This is a genomic window from Ideonella flava (assembly GCF_051857595.1).
Taxonomy (GTDB): Bacteria; Pseudomonadota; Gammaproteobacteria; order Burkholderiales; family Burkholderiaceae_C; genus Ideonella.
In genome coordinates this window covers 58,311-78,570 of record NZ_JBPZHD010000008.1, presented here as the reverse complement: position 1 = coordinate 78,570, position 20,260 = coordinate 58,311, and the positions used below count along the sequence as shown (strand labels likewise).

General features: G+C 69.3%; 11 protein-coding genes. 5 read left to right on the top strand and 6 right to left on the bottom strand.

Annotated elements, in window-relative coordinates:
- Window positions 1-32 precede the first annotated feature (32 nt).
- Window positions 33-2,381: a TonB-dependent siderophore receptor gene (locus tag ACS5PM_RS18170; protein ID WP_439389084.1), complete on the bottom strand. Its 2,349-nt coding sequence runs from the start codon at window positions 2,379-2,381 to the stop codon at window positions 33-35.
- A gap of 356 nt (window positions 2,382-2,737) precedes the next feature.
- On the opposite strand from ACS5PM_RS18170, the gene ACS5PM_RS18165 reads away from it, so the two are divergent.
- A complete protein-coding gene (locus ACS5PM_RS18165; RefSeq protein WP_439389083.1) occupies window positions 2,738-5,719 on the top strand; it encodes a response regulator in 2,982 nt (993 codons plus the stop codon).
- Between the two features lie 93 nt (window positions 5,720-5,812).
- On the opposite strand, the gene ACS5PM_RS18160 is transcribed toward ACS5PM_RS18165, so the two are convergent.
- The 4 genes from ACS5PM_RS18160 to ACS5PM_RS18145 all read right to left on the bottom strand — a co-directional run bounded on the left by ACS5PM_RS18160 (window position 5,813) and on the right by ACS5PM_RS18145 (window position 12,477).
- Complete coding sequence (locus ACS5PM_RS18160; protein WP_439389082.1) at window positions 5,813-7,735, bottom strand: glycoside hydrolase family 97 protein; 1,923 nt, start codon at window positions 7,733-7,735, stop codon at window positions 5,813-5,815.
- Between the two features lie 14 nt (window positions 7,736-7,749).
- Window positions 7,750-9,312 (bottom strand): alpha-L-fucosidase, encoded by a 1,563-nt coding sequence (locus tag ACS5PM_RS18155; protein WP_439389081.1) that lies wholly within the window; start codon window positions 9,310-9,312, stop codon window positions 7,750-7,752.
- A 193-nt stretch (window positions 9,313-9,505) separates the two neighbouring features.
- Entirely contained in the window at window positions 9,506-10,831 is a 1,326-nt protein-coding gene (locus ACS5PM_RS18150) for a GDSL-type esterase/lipase family protein (protein WP_439389080.1), read from the bottom strand.
- The gene (locus ACS5PM_RS18145) at window positions 10,831-12,477 is read right to left on the bottom strand and encodes a GH35 family beta-galactosidase (RefSeq protein ID WP_439389079.1); all 1,647 of its coding nucleotides are present in this window, start codon (window positions 12,475-12,477) and stop codon (window positions 10,831-10,833) included. The genes ACS5PM_RS18150 and ACS5PM_RS18145 overlap by 1 nt, the downstream gene beginning before the upstream one ends.
- Before the next feature lie 389 nt (window positions 12,478-12,866).
- On the opposite strand from ACS5PM_RS18145, the gene galA reads away from it, so the two are divergent.
- Window positions 12,867-15,689, top strand: a complete 2,823-nt coding sequence (gene galA / locus ACS5PM_RS18140; protein ID WP_439389078.1) for a beta-galactosidase GalA — start codon at window positions 12,867-12,869, stop codon at window positions 15,687-15,689.
- Complete coding sequence (locus ACS5PM_RS18135) at window positions 15,686-16,591, top strand: hypothetical protein (RefSeq protein WP_439389077.1); 906 nt, start codon at window positions 15,686-15,688, stop codon at window positions 16,589-16,591. Before galA ends, ACS5PM_RS18135 begins: the two co-directional genes overlap by 4 nt.
- Before the next feature lie 51 nt (window positions 16,592-16,642).
- On the opposite strand, the gene ACS5PM_RS18130 is transcribed toward ACS5PM_RS18135, so the two are convergent.
- Window positions 16,643-18,076 (bottom strand): aldehyde dehydrogenase family protein, encoded by a 1,434-nt coding sequence (locus tag ACS5PM_RS18130; RefSeq protein WP_439389076.1) that lies wholly within the window; start codon window positions 18,074-18,076, stop codon window positions 16,643-16,645.
- Window positions 18,077-18,189: 113 nt separating this feature from the next.
- Between ACS5PM_RS18130 and ACS5PM_RS18125 the strand changes: the two genes are divergently transcribed.
- Together ACS5PM_RS18125 and ACS5PM_RS18120 are read left to right on the top strand one after the other, a co-directional pair.
- Entirely contained in the window at window positions 18,190-19,152 is a 963-nt protein-coding gene (locus ACS5PM_RS18125; protein WP_439389075.1) for a LysR family transcriptional regulator, read from the top strand.
- A gap of 192 nt (window positions 19,153-19,344) precedes the next feature.
- A complete protein-coding gene (locus tag ACS5PM_RS18120) occupies window positions 19,345-20,247 on the top strand; it encodes an SMP-30/gluconolactonase/LRE family protein (protein ID WP_439389074.1) in 903 nt (300 codons plus the stop codon).
- Window positions 20,248-20,260 lie beyond the last annotated feature (13 nt).

Here is a 20,260-nt window from a genome sequence, read left to right as displayed (position 1 = left end):
GACCCCACCGGAGCTGCGTCGCCCCGGCCTGGTCACAGCGAGACCTTCAGCGTGGCCAGCACCTCGCGCGGCCGAGACCGCGTGCTTTGCGAGGGCCTGTAGTGCTCGTCGCCCAGGTTCTTGCCCATCAGCTCGGCGCTGAACCGCCGGCCCCCGCTCGTCCACGAATAGCCGGCCAGCGCATTCCACAGCGTGTAGGTCTGGCGCAGGGACGGCGGGCTGTCGGGCAGCAGGGTCTGGTCCCTCACGAAATTGAAGCCGCCGCCCAGGTACAGGCCGTCGCCCAGGTCGTGCCGGAACCACAGGTTGGCGATGTGGGGCGCGCTCATCTGCAGCCTGGCGCCGTGCAGCAGGTAGGCGTTCTTGTAGTTCGCCAGCCCGGCCGCATCCAGCGTGGCCGGATCCTGGGCCAGGATTTCGGCGTCGCGGCCGCTGAACTCGACGATGCGCGCGTCCATGTAGCTGTACGACAGGTAGACCTGCCAGTCTGGGGTGGGCTGCAGCGTGGCGTCCAGCTCCAGGCCGCGCGAACGCTGCTCGCCGCTTTGCACGCTGCGGATGGACACCGAGCCGTCGACATTGGTCGTCGAGAGGTCGTTGACGATCTTGCTGTTGCGCAGGTTGAACAAGGTCAGCGTGCCGGAGACCTTTCCGTCCAGCAGATCCGCCTTCAGGCCGAAGTCGTAGCCATGGCCCTGGGTCGGCTGCGCCGGTGCCAAGGTGTCGTCGGGCCGCCGCAGGATCTGCTGGCCTGGCACGAAGGACTCGGCGTAGGACGCGAAGGCCGAAATCCCGGGCGCCAGCTTGTACAGGATGCCGTACTGCGGCGTGGTCTTGCGCGATGAGAACGGCTGGGTCGATCCGGCCAGCCGGTCGATGAATTCGGTGCGGGTGGAGGTGCTGCGTAGCCCGGCCAGCACGAGCAGCCGGTCGTCGAAGAAGCCGAAGGTGCTGCCGGCATAGAAGGAGCGGTCGGCATTGCGGGTGCTGACATCGAATCGCGAAGCGGTCAGCGCGGACAGGGGAATGTCCACCTGACGGTTCCAGGTGGACGGGTCGCGCAGGTCCCACAGCGGCAGCGGCGAGGCGACCGGGTCGCTGCCCAGCGCCGGATCGTTGGGGGCCTGGCCGGCGCGACGGTCGAAGCGGCGCGTCACCTGCTGCGCACCGAGCAGCAGGCGAAGGCTCGCGCCGGCGAACTGGTACTTGCCGACCGCGTCGACCGACCAGGTGCGATCGCGGTTCTCGTAGTACTGCTGCCGCAGGCGGCGGCCCTGCAGGAAGGTCGTGTTATTCGCCATCCCGAGGTTGCCGGAGAACAGCATGTCGATCACGTACTGCTGCTGCGAGTAGCGGGTACGCAGGTTCCAGTGCTCGTCCAGCTGCAGGTCGGCCCATGCCGTGGCGCCCTGGGCGTCGCTGCTGCGATAGTCGACGTCGGCCATGCTGTTCCAGTCGTCCGGCAGGCCGGGGACGTCCTCGCCGGCGCGATTCGGATCTCCCGGTGTCGGCACGGCCCCACTCTGCCGCCCGTAGCCCGGCTTCTGCATGACCTGCGGGGACTCCAGCTTGTGGAAGTTCTCGTATTTCAGCGACAGGCTGAAGCGGTCGTCCGGCCTCCACTGCAACGAAGGGGCGACGGTGCTGGAGTGGGCATCGTAGGGTTTCCAGTAGTGCATGTCCTCGTCGTACGAGGCGGCCACGCGGAACAGCAGCGTGCTCGTCAGCGGACCGGTGACATCCGCCTGGGCCCGGTACTGGCCATAGGAGCCGTAGCCGAGCTCGCCCATGCCGGAGAAGCGCGCTTGCGGGCTCTTGGTGATGACGTTCACGATGCCGCCCGGGGCGACCTGGCCGTAGAGGAACGAGGACGGTCCTTTCACCACCTCGACCCGCGAGACGTTGGTGAAATCGAAGATCGACGGCCCGTTGTGGCCATCGCGCAGCACCTGCGGAGCGCCGGCCAGCTGGCTCACCGCAAAGCCGCGGATCGCCAGGTTGGCGTTGCCTTCGTTGAAGTCGTTGCTGCGGTAGGTGACGCCGGGCGAGTAGCGTGCCACGTCGAACAGGTTCACCGGCTTCTGGTCGACGATGAAGGCCTCGCTGAAGGCCTGGATGGCGAAGGGCAGTTCGCGGATGGGGGCGTCGAAGCGCGAGCCGGAGACGGCGTTGGAGGCCCTGTAGCCGCGGTCCAGGTTGGACGCGACGTCGAAGGGCGAGAGCCGGACATTGACCAGCTCGGTGATGTCCATGTCGCCGACGTCCTGGCCGGCGTGCGCGACGCTGCAGCAGACCGCGACGCCCATCCCCGCGCAGGCCATCGCGCTGGCCCCCGCTTCGCGCCATCGCTGCGCCTTCGCCCGTGGGAAGAGGGAACGCACCCGTTGCTCCAGCCGACCAAGGCTTGACAGTCTAGGGTGTGCAGGCAGCGCCGGAAAGAGCGGGGAGTTCCCCACTTGCGAGCCGTCAAACCGCCGTCGGGCCGCGCCTGCCAGTCCCGGCGAAGGGTCCCGTCAAGCGTTAGGGCATCTCTCTATGCGCAGCGCCCGGACGCCGGATCAAGATCTCCTCATGAGGCGACCCGTCGCGACCTCGAAAGCTCGGCAGTGCGCAAAGTCCGCGGACTTGGGCGGGGCGGCGACCGCCAGATCGGCTTCGGTGTGAGTCTGCGCATGTGACGCTCGCAAGCGTTCGATGGAGGCTGGTCTGGGTATGGCCGCTGCTGATGGCGGCCGCCATGGCAGCACCCATGGACGACTGGCGGCAGCGCGCGACGGCGGTGCGCAAGCTCGCCGACAACGACGCCGCCGGCGCGTATGCCCAGGCCCTGCGCCTGCACGAGGAGTTGCCGCCCGACGCGCCCGCCGTCGACCGGGTGCGCTCGCTGAACCTGCTGGCGCGCATCGAGGTCCATCTCGGGCATACGGACGAAGCCATCGCGCGCGCCGAGCAGGCCCTGCGGGAGGCCACGGCCGCGGGCGACCGTGCCGGCACGGCGCAGGCCGACATGAACCTCGGCCTGAGCGCGGTGAACCAGAACCGCGTCGAGCGCCTCGTCGAGTTCACTTCCCACAGCATCGCGGTGCTGGAGGGCGTCGACCGGCCGGACCTGCTCGGCGAAGCACTGTTCCGCGGCGCGCTCGTGTACCGGCGCGCCGGCCGGCTCGAGGAATCGGTCACGATGGCCCTGCAAGCCATGGACGCGGCCCAGCGCTCGGGCGAGCCGCTCGTGATGGCGTACGCGCACCACGGGCTGGCGGTCTCGTACCTGCAGAGCGAGCGCTATGCCGAGGCGGTGCAACAGTTCCAGCAGATGCGCCAGCAGGCGGTGGCGGCCGGCTCGAAGCTTCAGGAAGCTTTCGCCCTGCTGGGGCTGTCGAACGAAGCCCACAGGCGCGGCGACCACGAAGAGGGCGAGCGTCTCATCGGCCAGACCCTGGCGATCTTCACGCAGGTGGGCACGCCGGTGAATCTTTCGGTCGCCGTGGGCAACCATGCCGAGCAGTTGCTGAAGCAGGGGCGGCTGGAGGAGGCGCTGGCCGAGAACCACCGCGCGCGGGCCATCGGTGCGGCCACCCAGCTGCGCGCCAGCGCCTTCCACATGGCGCAGCAGCGCAGCCGCATCGAGCAGGCGCTGCAACACCCGGCGGCTGCGCTGTCCGCGGCGGAAGAGGCCTACGCTGAGTCGCTCACGCTCGGCGAGCCGCTGTTCCAGGCGATGGCCGCACGCCGGCTGGCCGAGCTGACGGCATTGGCCGGCAACCGCGAGCGAGCCTACCGGTTGGCGATAGAGGCGGCCGACATGCAAGCCAAGGCAAGCACCGAGCGCAGCGCCGAGCGCCTGCTCGAGGCGGCCCAGCGCAGGCGGGACGAGGCACGCCGGCGCGAGCTGGCGGAGCTGCAGCGCCGCAGCGAGCTGCAAGCCACCGAGTTGCGCCAGCGCGAGCTGCAGCAGTGGTGGCTGGGTTCCGTGCTGGCGGGCAGCATCGCTGCGCTGGGCGGCACGCTGTACCTGCTCCTGCGGCTGCGGCGCTCGCGAGCCGAGGTCCGGGAGCTCGCGGACACGCTGGAGCGGCGCGTGAGCGAACGCACCGAGCAACTGGAAAGGGCCCAGCACGCCGCCGAGGTGGCCACCCGTGCCAAGAGCGAATTCCTGGCCAACATGAGCCACGAGATCCGCACCCCGATGAACGCCATCCTGGGCATGTCCTACCTCGCGCTGCAGGGCGGACTGGACGCACGCCAGCGCAACTACGTCGAAAAGGTCCACGGCGCCGCCGAGTCGCTGCTGGGCGTCATCAACGACATCCTGGATTTCTCGAAGATCGAGGCCGGCAAGCTGGAGATCGAGACCGTCGCGTTCCAGCTGGGCGACGTGCTGGACCAGCTCGCCAACCTGGTGGGCATGCGCGTCGAGGAGAAGGGGCTGGAGCTGCTGTTCGCGCTGCCGCCCGACCTGCCCGGCGACCTGATGGGCGACCCGTCCCGCCTGGGCCAGATCCTGCTGAATCTCGTCAACAACGCGGTCAAGTTCACCGAACGCGGCGAGGTGATGGTGGCCGTGCGGCCGGTCGAGCGCACGGCCGAGCGCGTGACGCTGCGCTTCGAGGTGCGCGACAGCGGCATCGGCATGACGGCCGAGTCGCGCGAGCGCCTGTTCCAGCCTTTCACCCAGGCCGACGCTTCGACCAGCCGGCGCTACGGCGGCACCGGGCTGGGGCTCGCGATCTGCCGGCACCTCGTCCAGAGCATGGGCGGCGAGATCGGGGTGGAAAGCGAGCCCGGCCGTGGCAGCTGCTTCCACTTCACCTTGCCCTTCCGCCTGCAGGCCGGAACGCATCCGGTGCCCGAGGCCGGCGAGCTGCGGGGCACGCGCCTGCTCGTCGTCGACGACCACCCGCCGACCCGCGAGCTGCTGTGCGCCCTGGCCGAATCGCTCGGCTTCGAGGCTGAATCGGCGGGTGACGGACAGGCCGCGCTGGCGGCGGTGGCCCGCGCCGATGCCGCTGCCCGACCGTTCAGGCTGGTCCTGCTGGACTGGCGCATGCCGGGCATGGACGGCATCGAGTGCCTGGCGCGGCTGGCGCAAACCGGTGGCCACCATGGCCAGCCGACGGTGTTGATGATCACCGCCTTCAGTCGAGATCTGGCCGAGCGCGAGCTGCACGGCCGCCACCTGCAGGTGGCCGCATTGCTGACCAAGCCGGTCACGCCATCAGCGTTGCTGGACGCCTGCCTCGGCGCCCTTGGCCGGCCGGCCGCGTATGCCGGCCGCAGCGAGCAGCGGCAGGAGCTGTTGCAGACACGCCAGGCGAGCCTGGCCGGGGCGCGCATCCTGCTCGTCGAGGACAACACCATCAACCAGGAGCTGGCGTGCGACCTGCTGGACGGCGCCGGCATCGTCGTCACCGTGGCTGCGGACGGCCGCGAGGCGCTCGGCGCGCTGGAGCGCGAGAGCTTCGATGCCGTCCTGATGGATTGCCAGATGCCGGTGATGGACGGCTACGAGGCCACGCGGGCCCTGCGCCAGCGCCCTGGCCTGAAGGACCTTCCCGTGATCGCGATGACCGCCAACGCGATGGCGGGCGACCGCGAGAAGGTCATCGCGGCCGGCATGAACGACCACGTCGCCAAGCCCATCCATGTGGACGAGCTTTTCGAAACCCTGGTGCGCTGGGTGCGCCCGCGGTTGTCGCAGCCGGCCGGCGTCCATCATTGACTGTCGTCGTCGAGCCGGCGAGCGCGCGGTGCCCGGGGCTCGGTGCCTGCTCTGTTCTTCGACGGGCCGACCGGGTCAAGCCCGGTCGTGCGGTCAGAGGGCCGGCTCCAGGATCACGGCGGCGCCGCCTGCCGCGGCCTGCTTCAGGACCAGCACATCGCTGCGCGTCACCGTGCGCTCGCTGCGCACCAGGGTGCGCGGCGTGTCGCCGTCCTGCCAGACGGTGGCGCGGTACTTCCCGGCAGGCAGGAAGCGAAGGGGTACACGCCCGGTGCGCGGTTCGTCGGCCGTCATGGCGCCGAGATACCAGGTGCGTCCCTGGCGCCTGGCCAGCACGATGTCGCGCCCGGGCTCGCCGGAGAGGAAGCGCGTCTCGTCCCAGGACGTGGGCACGCGGCGGATGAAATCGAAGCCGGCCTCGTCACGGTAGGCGGTCGGATCGTCGGAGACCATCTGCAGCGGGCTGTCGTAGACCACGTACATCGCCAGGGCCTGCCCGCGCGTGGTCTGCGTCACCGGCATCTGCGCGCGGATCTCGAAAGAGGCGGGCGTGCCGTTGCGGAAGCCGCCCGGGGTGTAGTCCATCGGACCGGCCAGCATGCGCGTGTACGGCAGCATGAGGTTGTGCTGCGGCGTGATGCGCTTGTCCATCTTGTTCCACTCCGCCCCCATCACGCCTTCCTGGGTGATGAAGTTGGGGTAGCTGCGCTGCAGCCCGGCCGGCACGTAGGCGCCGTGCAGGTCGAGCAGCAGATGGCGCTTGGCAGTGGCCGCCGCCAGGCGCTCGTAGAAGCCGACCATCTCCTGGTCGTCGCGGTCCATGAAATCGACCTTGACGCCCTTGATGCCCCAGCGGGCGTAGGTGTCCAGCACTTCGTCCATGCGGGGGGCGATGTGCTGCCAATGGACCCACAGCAGCAGGCCGACGCCCTTGTCGGCGGCATAGCGCACCAGGGCGGGCATGTCGATGCCCTCGGCGGCTCGCGTCACGTCGGTCTCCGGCCGGGCATCGCAGCAGGGGCCGGCGCCCCAGGACCAGCCGGCGTCGATCATGTAGTACCGCAGGCCGCTGGCGGCAGCGAAGTCGACGAATCGGCGATAGGCCGCGGTGTCGGGCCTGACACCTTCGAGCGGGCCGGACCACCAGTCCCAGGCCGCCTTGCCCGGCACGACCCAGCTGAAGTCGCCCTCGGGCGGCGGGTTGAGGTTGCCTACGAGGTTCGAGGCGATCATGTCGCCCGCCCGCTCGCCGAGCATCACCACGCGCCAGGCGGTGCGCAGGCCGCCGCTGGAGACGTAAGCCGGTCCGGGCCGGTTCGGCACCGGGGACAGTCGCATCCGCAGCGCCTGGCCTTCGCGGCTCAGCGAAGCGCCGGCGTAGCCCTGCAGGTGGGCCTGGGTGATCGCGAAGGACACCCGGCCGGACGCCGCCGTGCAGACCAGTGGCACGTCGTAGGCGGTGTCGGCGGCCAGTTGCGAGACGCGCAGGCTCTCGAACGGCATTTCGTGCGAACCATTGACGCGGCTCGGCAGGCACTGAGGGTCGCCGGGCAGCACGAAGGCGGTCCGCTCGCCTTTCAGGCTGACCGGTGCTGCGCCGTCGATGCGATAGCGGAACGCGACGCCGTCGTCGTAGGCCCGCACGTCGATGATGAGCTTTCGCGAGGGATCGCTGGTCTCGCGGAAGGTCAGCGTCGCGCCGCGGTAATGGTCGCGTGCGCTGGCCGCCTTGGTCGCGATCAGCGGGATCGCGCGGTCGACCGCCACGTCCTCGCGGCTTTCGAGGGCCAGGCTGCCGAAGGCCGGCGCGCCGTCGAGTTCCAGGCCGAGCGGAGAGGCCGCAATGACGGCGTTGGAGCGCCATTGGACCGAGAACCGGCTGGCATCGTCGTCGATGCGGATGACGGCATCACCGTGCGGCGATGCGACGGACTGAGTGCCGGCGAAGGCTGATCCGTTGGCGGTGGCGCAGGCCAGGACGGCGATCGCCGCGAGTGTCTTGTGGGGCGTGTTCATGGGGATGTTCAAGTTCAGACCAGGCCCTGGCCACGGATCTTCAGGACGACCGCGATGGGGTGGGCGAGGCCTTCGGGCAGGCGCACTTCGAGGCCCTTGCGCAGGCGCGTGAAGGGCAGGCTGTCGGTGGATCCGAGCGCCTCGACGCGCTCGATGGCACCCGGCGCGAGGGCCGAATCCTGGGCCAGCGAGGCGATGCGAAGCAGGCCGTCGGACGGCCGGCCGAGCGCTATCGCGTAGAGTGCGCCGCCCTTGGTGGTGAAGCGGAAGTCCTGGGCGGTGAAGGCCTGCGACGCGTTCTCGTTGAACATCCCGCCGGCCACGCGGGTCGGCCCTTCGCCAAACACTCGCCAGGGTCGCGTGCCGTGGATGGCCTCGCCGTTGCGGCCCATCCATTCGGCGAGGTCGGCCAGGATCTTTCGCTCGTCGGCATCGATGCTGCCGTCGCCGCGCACCGGGATCGACAGCAGCAGGTTGCCGTTCTTGGAGACGATGTCGGACAGCCGGTGGATCACGCTGGCGGCTGACTTGTAGGAGTGGCTGTCGAAGACGCCGCGGTTGTAGTGCCAGTCGCCTATGCAGGTGTCGGTCTGCCAGGGCAGGGGCTCGATGCCATCGCGGCCGCCGCGTTCCACGTCTTCCACCAGCCCGGCCCGGCGCTCCGGCGGCACCAGCTTGCCGTTGAGCACGGCTTCGAGCTTGCCGCCGTGCCAGGCCATGCTGGCGTTGTAGAAGTGGGCGGCGATGTCCAGGCCCGCCTGGCCGAGCGGCAGGCCGGTGTTGTCGAAGTACAGGAGATCGGGCCTGTAGCTGTCGATCAGGTCACGGCAGCGCAGGAACCATTGGCGCGTGAACGCCGGGTTCTGCGGCGGCGCCTTCTCGTCCCAGACGCGGTCGTTCTGCTCGTGCCATTCGTTCGCCGTGCGAACGGTGGTGATGCCGTCGGGCATCACCATGTTGCGGCCGGTGTAGAGGTCCTGCGGGTCCAGGCCCTCCCACCAGGTGCCTTTGCCGTCGGCCTTGGTCAGGCGGAACGCGTCGTAGCGCTGGCCGGCCAGCGGGCCTTCGGGGTCGTAGCCATAGGCGGTCTGGAACCAGTGCCAGGCGTGCGCCGAATGGTTGCTGACGCCGAAGCGCAGGCCCTTGGCGCGGGCCACCTTGGCCCAGGTGCCGACGATGTCGCGCTTGGGGCCGATGCGAACCGAGTTCCAGGCGTGGTACTTGGAGTCGTAGGCATCGAAGTTGTCGTGGTGGTTGGCCAGCGCCACGAAGTACTTCGCGCCGGCCTTCACGTACAGGTCCATCAGGGCCTCGGGCTCCCAGGCCTCGGCCTTCCAGCGGTTCTGCATCTCCATGAAGCCGACCTTCGTGGGGTGGCCGTAGGTCTTGAGGTGATGCTCGTACTGCCAGTTGCCCTGCAGGTACATGTTGCGCGCGTACCAGTCGCCCATCTCGGGTACGCACTGCGCCGTCCAGTGCGCCCAGATGCCGAACTTGGCATCGCGGAACCACTCCGGCGCGCGGTAGCCGTCGATCAGCGAGTCCCACGTCGGAGAGAACGCAGCTGCGGCGGCCATGGCCGGGCTCGCTGCGGCTGCGGTAGCGCAGGCAGAGGCTTGAAGAAAGGAGCGCCGAGACCAGGGGCCGGCATTTCTGTCGTTGATGGGCATATCTCGGGTGTCACCTGGGGCCGGTGCCGGCCCTTGTTGAAGGGAAGGTCGCGGTCATCGGCTCATGTCGGACCGCGGCGCTGGCGCATGCGCGCTTCGGTCACTCGTTCAGGAGCTTCTGCAAGGTCGGCTCCATGGCGCGCTGCCAGATCGCATAGCCCGCCGCGTTGGGATGCAGGAGGTCGGGCATCACCTCCTTGCTGAGCGTGCCGTCGGCGTTGAGCAGCGCGGCATTGATGTCGAGGAAGCGGACGCTGCGGCCATCGGCCAGGCGGGCGATGAGCTTGTTCACCCGCTCGTTCTGGCGGCGCAGGAAGTCGTCCGGCTGTTCGCCGCGGGGGAAGACGGCCAGCAACAGCACCTTGGTCCTGGGCAGCCGCTGCCGGATCTCCTGCAGCAGGCGCCTGATGCCGGCGGCCGTGGTCTCGGGGTTCTCGGCGCGGTGGCCCGTGTTGTTGGTGCCGATCATCAGCACCGTGACCTTGGGCGCGATGCCGTCGATCTCGCCATGCTGCAAGCGCCACAGCACGTTCTCGGTGCGGTCGCCGCCGAAGCCCAGCGCCAGCGCGTGGCGCGCGGCGTAGTGCTGCTGCCAGACCTCCAACCCTTCCTTCTCCCAGCCCTGGGTGATGGAATCGCCGATGAAGACGATCTCGGGCGGCGTGCCGGCCGCGACGAGCCGGCGCTTTTCCTCCAGCTTCTGCTCGTGGCGCGGCAACCACCAGTCGATGGCGAAAGACTCGTTGAGCATCGCCGGCGTGATCGACTCGGTGCGGTAGTCGGGGCATGACAGGCCGGGCCTGACCTTGCGGGTGATGTGCACGTTGGCCACGCTGACACGGCCGCTGCCCATGCCCTCCAGGGCGAAGGGCAGGCTGACCTTGGAGAAGTCCGCGTTCTCGCGCACGAAGCAGGTCATCGCCAGCGAGACGTGCTGCCACCCCTTGCCGGCCCAGTCGCGGCCGGGCTCGATGAGGCTCACAGGTCGCTCGCAACCTTCGCCGCAGCTCACCTTCGCGCGGATCCCGCCCTTGGCGAGTTCGCCCACGTCGAGGTCGAATTCCAGCGTGCCGCCGAGGTAGGGGCGCAGGTCCATCGGCTCGCGGGATTCGAAGCGCAGGCTGGACTGCCACAGGTCCTTCCATTCGAAGAGCACCGCCTCCCGCTGGCCGGCCGTGCCACGCACGCTGGCGCCGAGGTGGCTGGCGCGGGCGTATTCGGCAGTGGGCGGCGGCACGACCACGCTGTCGCCCGTCAGCTCGGACTGGCCCTCCCAGTGGCCGACGACGATGCGCCAGGCGGCCGCGGGCGCCGGCAGGACGACGACGTCCGCTGCGGCCTGCGCCCAGGCAGGCGCGGCCGGAGCGAAGAAGGCGCCGAGGAAGGCGCTTCTCAGCGCCCGGCTGAAGCTTTGGCGGTCTGGCATCACTTGTAGCGTCCCATCTTCACTTTGAGCACGCGCGGGCTGCCTGTGAAGTTCAGGCCCCAGTCGACCTGGTCTCCGTTCCAGCGCCGCTCCATCACCCACTGGCCGTTGGCATCAAACCGGCCTTCCTCGGCGCTGTCTATCAGGGCCCGCCCGCTGCCTTGCGCCTCCTCGAGGCGCACGCGCGCGTACTGGCCGACGAGCACGAACTCGTCTTCGGCGATCTGGGCGATGGACACCCCACCCACGGGCTGGGCCGCGTGGGACGGCGACTCCTTCTGGTTGCCCGGCCACTCCCGCTCGCCGAACTGCCACTGGCCGAAGGTGACGTTGGCCTTCCAGCCCTTCATCTCGAGCGTCTGGTCGTGGTGGTCCTCGGCTTCCGCGACGCCGTAGGTGCGGCCTTCGAAGGCCCAGCGTGCCCAATGCTTCTGCATCGGGGCGAAAGCGGCAAAGACCTGGGCGAAGGGCGCCACCATGGCCGCGTCGCCGCGCTTGGATCCGAGCGGGAAGTTGGCGTAGTCGAAGTAGTCGATGCCGAAGGGCGCCACGCCTATCGAACCGCGGCCCAGGATGAGGTAGAGGTAGCGTGCATAGGCCTCGGCGTTGCCGAGCTCTGGGACCCACAGCGCGTTGTCCGAGCGCTGGAACTGCCCGAGGTGGGCCTGCACCTTGATCCATTCCGGGTGGTAGATGTCCGGCGCGACGATGTCGACGTGCGGCGCCGCGGCCTTGTAGATGTCGATCACGTCGTGGGTCGGGCCGCCGCTGGCGAAGTTGCTCTTCCAGGGCTGCGGCGGCTGCTCCAGTGGATCGCGCAGCGCGTTGTTCACGTACAGGGGCAGGTCGTAGACGGCGCGGCCGGCCTTGGCGACATCCTCGATGTAGCGGGCGATCGCCCAGGCGTGGAAGTACTCCTCGGCGTAGTCGCCGTAGACGGCGTGCCACGATCCCTTCGCGGCCCCGGGCTTCGGCGCCTTCTTGCGAGCCAGCACGGCGGCCGGCACGTCACGCTCGAAGGCGGCCTGCGCCTTGACCCCGAAGTCGCGCACCAGGCCGAAGGTGCCGACCTCGTTCTCCACCTGCACCATCAGCACGGTGCGGTCCTTCTCGTCCAGCTTCTTCAGATGCGTCATGAGGGCGACGAAGGCGCGCTTGTCGGCTTCCAGCGTCTGCTCGCCGAAGGGAGACAGGCAGTAGCTGTCCTTGCCGGCCTTGTCGACCATGCGCGGGAAGCGCTTGTTGTCGAACTTCACCCAGGCTGGCGTGTACTGCGGGCTGGTGTTCTTCCAGGTGCCGAACCACAGCAGCACGACGCGCAGCTGGCGCTCCCGGGCCTGGGCGATCAGCGTGTCGACGAAGCTGAAGTCGAACCGGCCCTCGACCGGCTCGATCTGTTCCCATGCGATGGGCACCTCGACGGTGTTGGCGTGGATGTCGGCGATCGCCGGCCAGACCTTCTTCAAGGCCTCGGGATAGTTGCTGGAGTTGTGCACCTGGGCGCCGAGGACGAGAAACGGGGCGCCATCCACGATCAGCGCGTGGCGGCCCTCCCGTTGCGCGATGCGCGGCGCCTCGGCCGCCGCGGCGACGGAGACGACGAAGGGCAGGGCGGCGACCAGCGCCTTGCACAGTCTGTTGGGCATGGGTTTCGGCATGTTGATCAGATCGCCGCGCCTGGTCGTCAGGCACAGGCCATCACGGCTTGAAGAATCGGCAGTGGGGCACCTTGGGCAGGTGCAGATCAGGCTGGACCGGCCCCGCCCCATCGCTGGGGCGACGCCGCGGGACAGTCCGTGAACCCGGGATCCGTGGCCTGACCAATCTGGTCATGCCAGTGTCGCCATTGGCGTCAATCGGTCTTACCAGTACAAACCCGAGTTCACGGATTTCCCTACAGAAAGCAGCACCGGTCCAGGCGTTTGCCCATGTATCCTTCGGCGCCTTGCGGTCTTACCAATCAACGCGACGCCTGCGCTGCCATGCGCCGGGTGCCTGTCGTTGGCCGCCGAAGATCGGTAACCACTTCCAGACCATGAACCCTGTCATCCGCCTGATGGGCGCCTTGCTTGCGCTGCTGATGTTTGCCATGCCTGCGCTGGCCAGCCGGGATCGCCTGTCCCTGGACCAGGGTTGGCTCTTCCACCTCGGTGAGGTGTCTGCGCCGCCCGTCAAGGGCCACGGCATGAGCTACTTCAATGGCAAGGCCAATGGCGCCGGGGGCGCGGCCGCTGCCGACTACGACGACTCCGGCTGGAGGCGCCTCGACCTGCCCCACGACTGGGCCGTCGAAGGGCCTTTCGACCCCAAGGAAAACGCCTCGCAAGGCTACCGCCCGCGCGGCATCGGCTGGTACCGCCGCTACCTGCAGCTGCCGGAGTCCGACCGCGGCCGGCACCTGGAACTGCAGTTCGACGCCATCGCCACCCACAGCACCGTGTGGGTCAACGGGGTCGTCGTCAACCGAAACTGGTCGGGCTACAACGGTCGCTCCATCGACATCACGCCGTACGTGCGCTACGGCGCCGACGTCAACACCATCGCCGTGCGGGTCGACGCCGAAGCGATGGAAGGCTGGTGGTACGAAGGCGCGGGCATCTACCGCCACACCTGGCTGGTCAAGCGGGATGCGGTGCACATCGCCACCGACGGTTTGCACGCCAACCCGGTCAAGAGCCAGGGGCGCTGGACGATACCGGTCGAGGTGACGCTGGAGAGCAGCGCGAAGGTCGCGCGCGAAGCGGTGGTCGACGTGACGCTGCTCGACCCGGCCGGCGCCCAGGTGGCCAAGGGCAGCGCGCGCGCTCGCGTCGGTGCGCTGGACGCCGCGGTTGCGCGCACCACGCTCGAGGTTCGCGATCCGAAGCTCTGGTCGCTGCAGCAGCCGCAGCTGTACCGCGTTCGCGCGGTGCTGCGCGACGGATCCAAGGAGCTGGACCGCACGGAAGTGCAGACCGGCTTTCGCACCCTCCGGTTCGACGCCGACAAGGGCTTCTTCCTCAACGGCGAATCGCTCAAGTTGTACGGCGTGTGCATCCACCAGGACCACGCCGGCGTCGGCGTCGCCATCCCGGAGTCGATCTGGGAATACAGGCTGCGCCGCCTGAAGGAGATGGGGGTCAACGCCATCCGGTTCGCGCACAACGCGCCGGCGGCCGAGGTGCTCGACATGGCCGACCGGATGGGCCTGCTGGTCATGGACGAGAACCGCAACTTCAACCCCTCGCCCGACTACCTCCAGCAGCTGACCTGGCTCGTGCGGCGCGACCGCAACCATCCCAGCGTGATCCTGTGGTCCCTCTTCAACGAGGAGCCGCTGCAGAGCACCGAAGCCGGCTACGAGATGGCGAGGCGCATGGTCGCGGCGATCAGGAAGCTCGATGCCACGCGGCCGGTGACGGGGGCGATGCACGGCGGCCTGTTCAACAGCGTCAACGCGGGCGATGTGCTCGACGTCGTCGGCGTGAACTACCAGATCTGGGCCTACGACGAGTACCACCGCAAGCACCCGAAGCGGCCCATGACCAGCAGCGAGGACACCTCGGCCTACATGACCCGCGGCGAATTCGTCAGCGACCGCCCTGCGCAGGTGCTCGCCGGCTACGACGAGGAGCCGTCATCGTGGGGCAACACGCATCGGGATGCCTGGCGCGCCATTGCCACCCGCCCCTTCATCGCCGGCAGCTTCATCTGGACCGGCATCGACTACCGCGGCGAGCCGACCCCGTTCGAGTGGCCCAGCGCCAGCTCCTTCTTCGGCGCGATGGACCTGGCCGCCTTTCCCAAGACCGCCTTCTGGATCCACCAGGCCCAGTGGGTGAAGCTGAAGGATCGGCTGGTCGTGAAGCTGGTGCCGCACTGGAACTGGCCCGGCCGCGAGGGCCAGCCCATCCACGTGATGGTCGCCAGCAACGCGCCGCGCGTGCGGCTGCTGCTCAACGGCGCGGTCATCGGCGAGCAGGACGTCGATCCCTTCGAGATGGCGCATTTCAAGGTGCCCTATGCACCTGGGCGGATCGAGGCCGTCGCGTTGGCCGGCGGCAAGGAACTCGGGCGGGACACGGTCGAGACGAGCGGGGCGCCGGCGCGGCTGGTGCTGACGCCTGACCGCAACGCCATCGCGGGCGACGGCCTCGATGCGGTGCCCATCACCGTGAGCGTGGTCGATGCGCAGGGCCGCGAGGTGCCCACGGCCAACCTGCACGTGAAGTTCGAGATCGAAGGCGAAGGCGCGCTCATCGGCGTCGGCAATGGCGACCCGAACTCGCACGAGCCCGACAAGGCCAGCGAGCGCAGCCTGTTCAACGGCCTGGCGCAGGTCATCGTCCAAGGTCGCCGCAACGGCCAGGGCGAGCTGAAGCTGCGGGCTTCCGCCGCGGGTGTGCAAGGCGCGCAGAGCGTGATCGCCCTGCAGGCGGTCAACGCGCCGACCAGCGTGCCGACGGCCGAGCCGACGACGCCGCTGCTCAGCTGGCGCGTCTCGCCGGCCTTTGCCACGCGACCCGATCCCAACATCGTGCTGGCCGAGTCGGACATGAACTCCTGGGGCTGGGACGAGCCGCCGATGCGCCGCGGCCCGGAAGCCGAACCCTTCCGCCTGTACAGGTCCGGCATGCCCGTGCGCGCCGACCGCAATGACGGCCGGGCTCGGCTGGTCTTTGGCAGCATCGCAGGCCAGGCCGAGGTCTGGGTGGATGGCGTCAAGCTGGGCGAGAAGACCGGCTACGGCGCTGCGCCGTTCGAGGTGCTGCTGCCCAAGGGCGCGGCGCGACGTGAAGTCACCGTGCTCATCCAGGCGCCGCCGGGCCAGCCGGGCGGGATCCTGGGCCGCGTGGTCCTCGAAGCAGGGGCGCGATGAACGGGCGCCACGCGATCGCCGCGGCCGCGGTGCTGGCCATCGCAGGCACGGTGTGGTGGCAATGGCCCGTCGAAGAGCCGGCGGCTGCACCGACGCGCGCAGCGCCGCCGATGGTCGCCGAGACCGTGGCGACGGTGGCGGCCGTCCCGCCGCCAGCAGTGGCGTCATCGGCCTCGTCGGCGGCTCCGGTGACCAAGGATCCCTTCGACAGTGAATCGGCGGCGGACCTGCAGCGCAAGGTCCAGCTGGGATTCGGAGGCCGCCCGGACGAGGCCCTCGCGGCGGCCCACGCGCTGCAGGCCTGCGCCCACGCCGTCGGGGCGACCGAGGCGATGTTCACCACGCGGGACAACCTGTCCATCCTGCCGGCGGCCGTCAGGAAGCTCCTGGCCTCGTTCGGCGGCGTCACGAACGACCAGATCGCTCGTGCCCAGCGCCAGGAGAGCCGCTGCCAGGTCTTCGACAGCGCCACGCTGGCGCGCCGGGGCGAGCTGTTCCAGAAAGCCTACGAGGGCGGTGCGCCGGGCGCGGCCATGGCCTACCTCACCTGGCTTACTTACGACGGCAAGGAGGGCGCCGATCCGGCGGTGGTCCAAGGCCTGCAGGCCGACGTGCGCAAGTCGGCGCAGGGAGGGGACTTCGGCACCCTGGCTTCCTTTGCGTTCCTGACCGATGCGAAGCCCTTCGGAGCCAACCCGGCCGAAGGCGAGGCCTATCGGCAGGCGTGGTTGCGCATCGTGGACGAAGCCAACCCCGGCAGTGCCGCCTCGAGCCGGGAGGTGATCGCCAAGCTGCAGCAGATCTCTCCCACTTCGCCCTTGACCGAGGCGCAGCAGCTGGAGGTGAAGGCCCTGGCGCAGCAGGTGTACGAAGCCTATCGCCGGCGCCAGAACGGCGGATGACGACTCGGCCCGTCTGCGCGCGGATGCAGCAGACGCGGCCGTGCTTCGTCTTCAGGCGTTGATGTAGGCCGTCTTCACCGTCGTGTAGAACTCGGCGGCGTAGCGCCCCTGTTCGCGCGGGCCGTAGCTCGAGCCCTTGCGACCGCCGAAAGGCACGTGGAAGTCCACGCCGGCGGTGGGCAGGTTGACCATCACCATGCCGGCCCGCAGGTGGCGCTTGAAGTGCGCCGCATGCTTCAGGCTGGTCGTGCAGACCCCCGCACACAGGCCGAAGGGCGTGTCGTTGGCGAGCGACAGCGCATGCTCGGAATCGCGGGCGCGGATGACGCAGGCCACCGGGCCGAAGATCTCCTCGCGCGCGATCCTGTGCTCGGGCTCGGCGATGAACAGCGCCGGGCTCATGAAGTAGCCCTCGGTATCGCGCTTGACGCGCTGGCCGCCGACCAGCAGCTCGGCGCCTTCGTGCCGGCCGCTTTCCACGTACGCCAGGTTCTGTTCCAGCTGGGCCTGGCTCACCACCGGGCCGATCTCGGTGCCGCGCTTCAACGCGTTGTCCACCACCAGGGCCTGGGTGCGCTCGCGCAGGGCGCCGACGAAACGGTCGAAGATGCCCGGCGTCACGATGATCCGGCTGGAGGCGGTGCAGCGCTGGCCGGTGGAGAAGAAGGCACCCTGGATCGCGCAATCGACGGCCTGGGCGATGTCCGCGTCGTGCAGCACCACCAGCGGGTTCTTGCCGCCCATCTCGAGCTGCACGCGCGCCTGGCGCGCGGTGGCGGCCTTCAGGATGCCCTGTCCCACGCCTACCGATCCGGTGAAGCTGATCGCATCGACCAGCGGGCTGTCGACCAGGGCCTGGCCGACCTGGCGGCCGCTGCCCATCACGAGGTTGAAGACGCCTGCCGGCAGGCCCGAGCGGCTGATGATGTCGGCCAGGGCGCTGGCGCAGGCGGGCACCAGCTCGGCCGGCTTGAAGACCACCGCATTGCCGTAGGCCAGGGCCGGAGCGATCTTCCAGGCGGGGATGGCCAGCGGGAAGTTCCAGGGCGCGATCAGCCCGACGACGCCGACCGGCTCGCGGGTGACTTCGACCTCCACCCCCGGCCGGACCGAGGCCAGTTTCTCGCCCGGGATGCGCAGCGCCTCGCCGGCGAAGAACTTGAAGATCTGGCCGGCGCGAGCGGTCTCGCCTATGCCTTCGACCAGCGTCTTGCCCTCCTCGCGGGCCAGCAGCCGGCCCAGCTCTTCCTTGCGGGCGAGGATCTCGCTGCCGATCGCATCCAGGACATCGAAGCGCCTCTGCGGCGTGCTCAGGGCCCACTCGTCGCGCGCATCGGCGGCGGCGCGGATCGCGCTTTCGGTCTGGGCGGTGTCGGCGCGGGCGAACTCCGCCACCGTGTCCGACAGGTCCGACGGGTTCTCCCGTGTGCCCAGGGTGACGCCGGTCTCCCAGCGGCCGTTGATGTAGTGCTTGAGCGTGGCCATGTTCACTGCGGCTTGATGTGGGGCGGGATGGTACGAACGCGACTGATAGCTGGCCAATTGAGTTTCACGCAGTTGACATATACGATCTTGCATACCTTCAGTGCGCTGTTCCCATGTCCGCTCCCTACACCCACTGGTTCATCCGCGCCCGCCTGAAGACACGCCAGCTGCTGCTGCTGGTCGCGATGGCAGAGGAGGGCAACATCCACCGGGCGGCCCAGGTCCTGAACATGACGCAGCCCGCCGCGTCCAAGCTGCTGAAAGATCTGGAGGACGCGCTGGGCGCCCAGCTGTTCGAGCGTCTGCCGAGGGGCGTGAGGCCCACCTGGTACGGCGAGACGATGGTCCGCCATGCCCGCATGGCGCTGGCCAGCCTGTCCCAGGCCCACGACGAGATCGAGGCGCTGAAGGCCGGCCGGTTCGGCCAGGTGAGCGTGGGGGCGATCACCACGCCCGGCATGACGCTGATGCCGGCCGCCGTCGCTCTGGTGAAGCAGGAGCATCCCAACCTGCGCGTGGCCCTGCAGATCGAGACCAGCGACGTGCTGATGGAGCGGCTCCAGCAGGGCAAGCTGGACATGATGGTCGGCCGCCTGTTCGAGAGCCACGACAAGACCGCGCTGCGCTACCAGCCGCTGGTCGAGGAGCCGGTGTCCGCGGTGGCGCGGCCGGGCCACCCGCTGCTGTCCATGCCTTCGCTCAGCCTGCGCGACCTCGTCGGCGCGGGCTGGATCGTGCCGCCCGCCGGCAGCGTGTTGCGCCACCGCTTCGAGCTGACCTTCCAGGAAGAGGGTCTGGAGGCGCCGGTCAACCTGATCGAGACGGCGGCCCTGCTGTTCGCCACGCGCATGCTGCAGCAGAGCGACATGCTGGCGGTGCTCGCGGCCGACGTCGCGCGCTACTACGCCGAGCACGGCATGCTGACCGTGCTGCCGATCCAGCTGGCGTGCAAGATGGACGCGTACGGCCTGATTACGCGCACGGACCGGTTGCTCTCGCCTGCCGGCCGCGCGATGCTGGAGGCCATCCGCAAGGCGGCGCTCAGCGTCAATGGCGTGGCGCTGGACGTGACCTGAGCCGTGTTCATACGCATTTTGGCATGACACCTCTTTGAAACTCTATTTTTCAGATATCGCAATGCGGCGATAAGCTGCCGGCCGTCAAGCGCCAGGAGTCAACATGGATTGCATCGGGCCCACGCGTCGCACCCAGGGCTGGTCCGGCCGCGGGGGCCGCGACGGCGCCGTGGCGCGGCAGGAGACGGATTGATGCCCGCCGCACCGAATCTCGTCTCGGACGTCCGCTGCGTGTGGCGCGCGGGCGCCACCCTGGGCGAAGGCGTTTGCTGGTCGAGCCGAGAGCAGGCGCTGTACTGGGTCGACATCCTCGATTGCACGCTCAATCGCTGCGATGCCCAGGGCCGCGGCCGCGCCAGCTGGCGATTCGAGGACACCATCTCGGCGGTGGCCGAGCGCCGCGACCGCCCGGGGCTGGCGGTGACGTTGCGTCGCGGCCTGGCGTTGTTCGACCCGGAGTCGGGCTCCCTGCAGCGGCTGCACGAGCCGGAGCCGGAGCGCTCCGGCAACCGGTTCAATGACGGCAAGTGCGACGCGCAGGGCCGCTTCTGGGGCGGCTCCATGGATTTCGACTGCGAGGCCCCCACCGGGGCCTGGTACCGCTTCGATCCGCAGGGCCAGGGCACCCGCGCGGCCGACGTGCTGTGGGCGGTCACCAACGGGCCCACCTGGTCGCTCGATGGCCGCACGATGTACACCAACGACACCCTTCGGCGCGAAGTGGTCGCCTGGGACTTCGACCCTGACTCCGGCGCCATCGCCCAGCCCCGGGTGTGGCTGCGCTTCGACCCGCACGACGGGTATCCGGACGGCATGACGACGGACGCCCAGGGTCGGCTGTGGATTGCCCACTGGGGCGCGGCCTGCGTGAGCTGCCACGATCCCGGGACGGGCGCGGAGCTGCTGCGAGTGCAGCTGCCCACCAGCCACATCACCAACGTGAGCTTCGGAGGCGCCGGGATGAGCACGCTTTTCATCACCAGCGCGCGCTTCGGCTTGCGCACCGCCCAGCTGGCGGTCGAGCCCCTGGCCGGCGCGCTGTTCGCCGTCGAAACCGACGCACGCGGCCTGCCGGCGAACACTTTCGCGGGTTGAACAACCGCGCCCG

What these genes read in the sequence shown, in the direction of transcription:
- ACS5PM_RS18145 (WP_439389079.1), bottom strand. Translation starts at nt 12,477, where the DNA reads ATGCCCAACAGACTGTGCAAGGCGCTGGTCGCCGCCCTGCCCTTCGTC.
- ACS5PM_RS18130 (WP_439389076.1), bottom strand. Translation starts at nt 18,076, where the DNA reads ATGGCCACGCTCAAGCACTACATCAACGGCCGCTGGGAGACCGGCGTC.
- ACS5PM_RS18165 (WP_439389083.1), top strand. Translation starts at nt 2,738, where the DNA reads ATGGCAGCACCCATGGACGACTGGCGGCAGCGCGCGACGGCGGTGCGC.
- ACS5PM_RS18155 (WP_439389081.1), bottom strand. Translation starts at nt 9,312, where the DNA reads ATGGCCGCCGCAGCTGCGTTCTCTCCGACGTGGGACTCGCTGATCGAC.
- ACS5PM_RS18120 (WP_439389074.1), top strand. Translation starts at nt 19,345, where the DNA reads ATGCCCGCCGCACCGAATCTCGTCTCGGACGTCCGCTGCGTGTGGCGC.
- ACS5PM_RS18135 (WP_439389077.1), top strand. Translation starts at nt 15,686, where the DNA reads ATGAACGGGCGCCACGCGATCGCCGCGGCCGCGGTGCTGGCCATCGCA.
- ACS5PM_RS18150 (WP_439389080.1), bottom strand. Translation starts at nt 10,831, where the DNA reads ATGCCAGACCGCCAAAGCTTCAGCCGGGCGCTGAGAAGCGCCTTCCTC.
- ACS5PM_RS18160 (WP_439389082.1), bottom strand. Translation starts at nt 7,735, where the DNA reads ATGAACACGCCCCACAAGACACTCGCGGCGATCGCCGTCCTGGCCTGC.
- ACS5PM_RS18125 (WP_439389075.1), top strand. Translation starts at nt 18,190, where the DNA reads ATGTCCGCTCCCTACACCCACTGGTTCATCCGCGCCCGCCTGAAGACA.
- galA (WP_439389078.1), top strand. Translation starts at nt 12,867, where the DNA reads ATGAACCCTGTCATCCGCCTGATGGGCGCCTTGCTTGCGCTGCTGATG.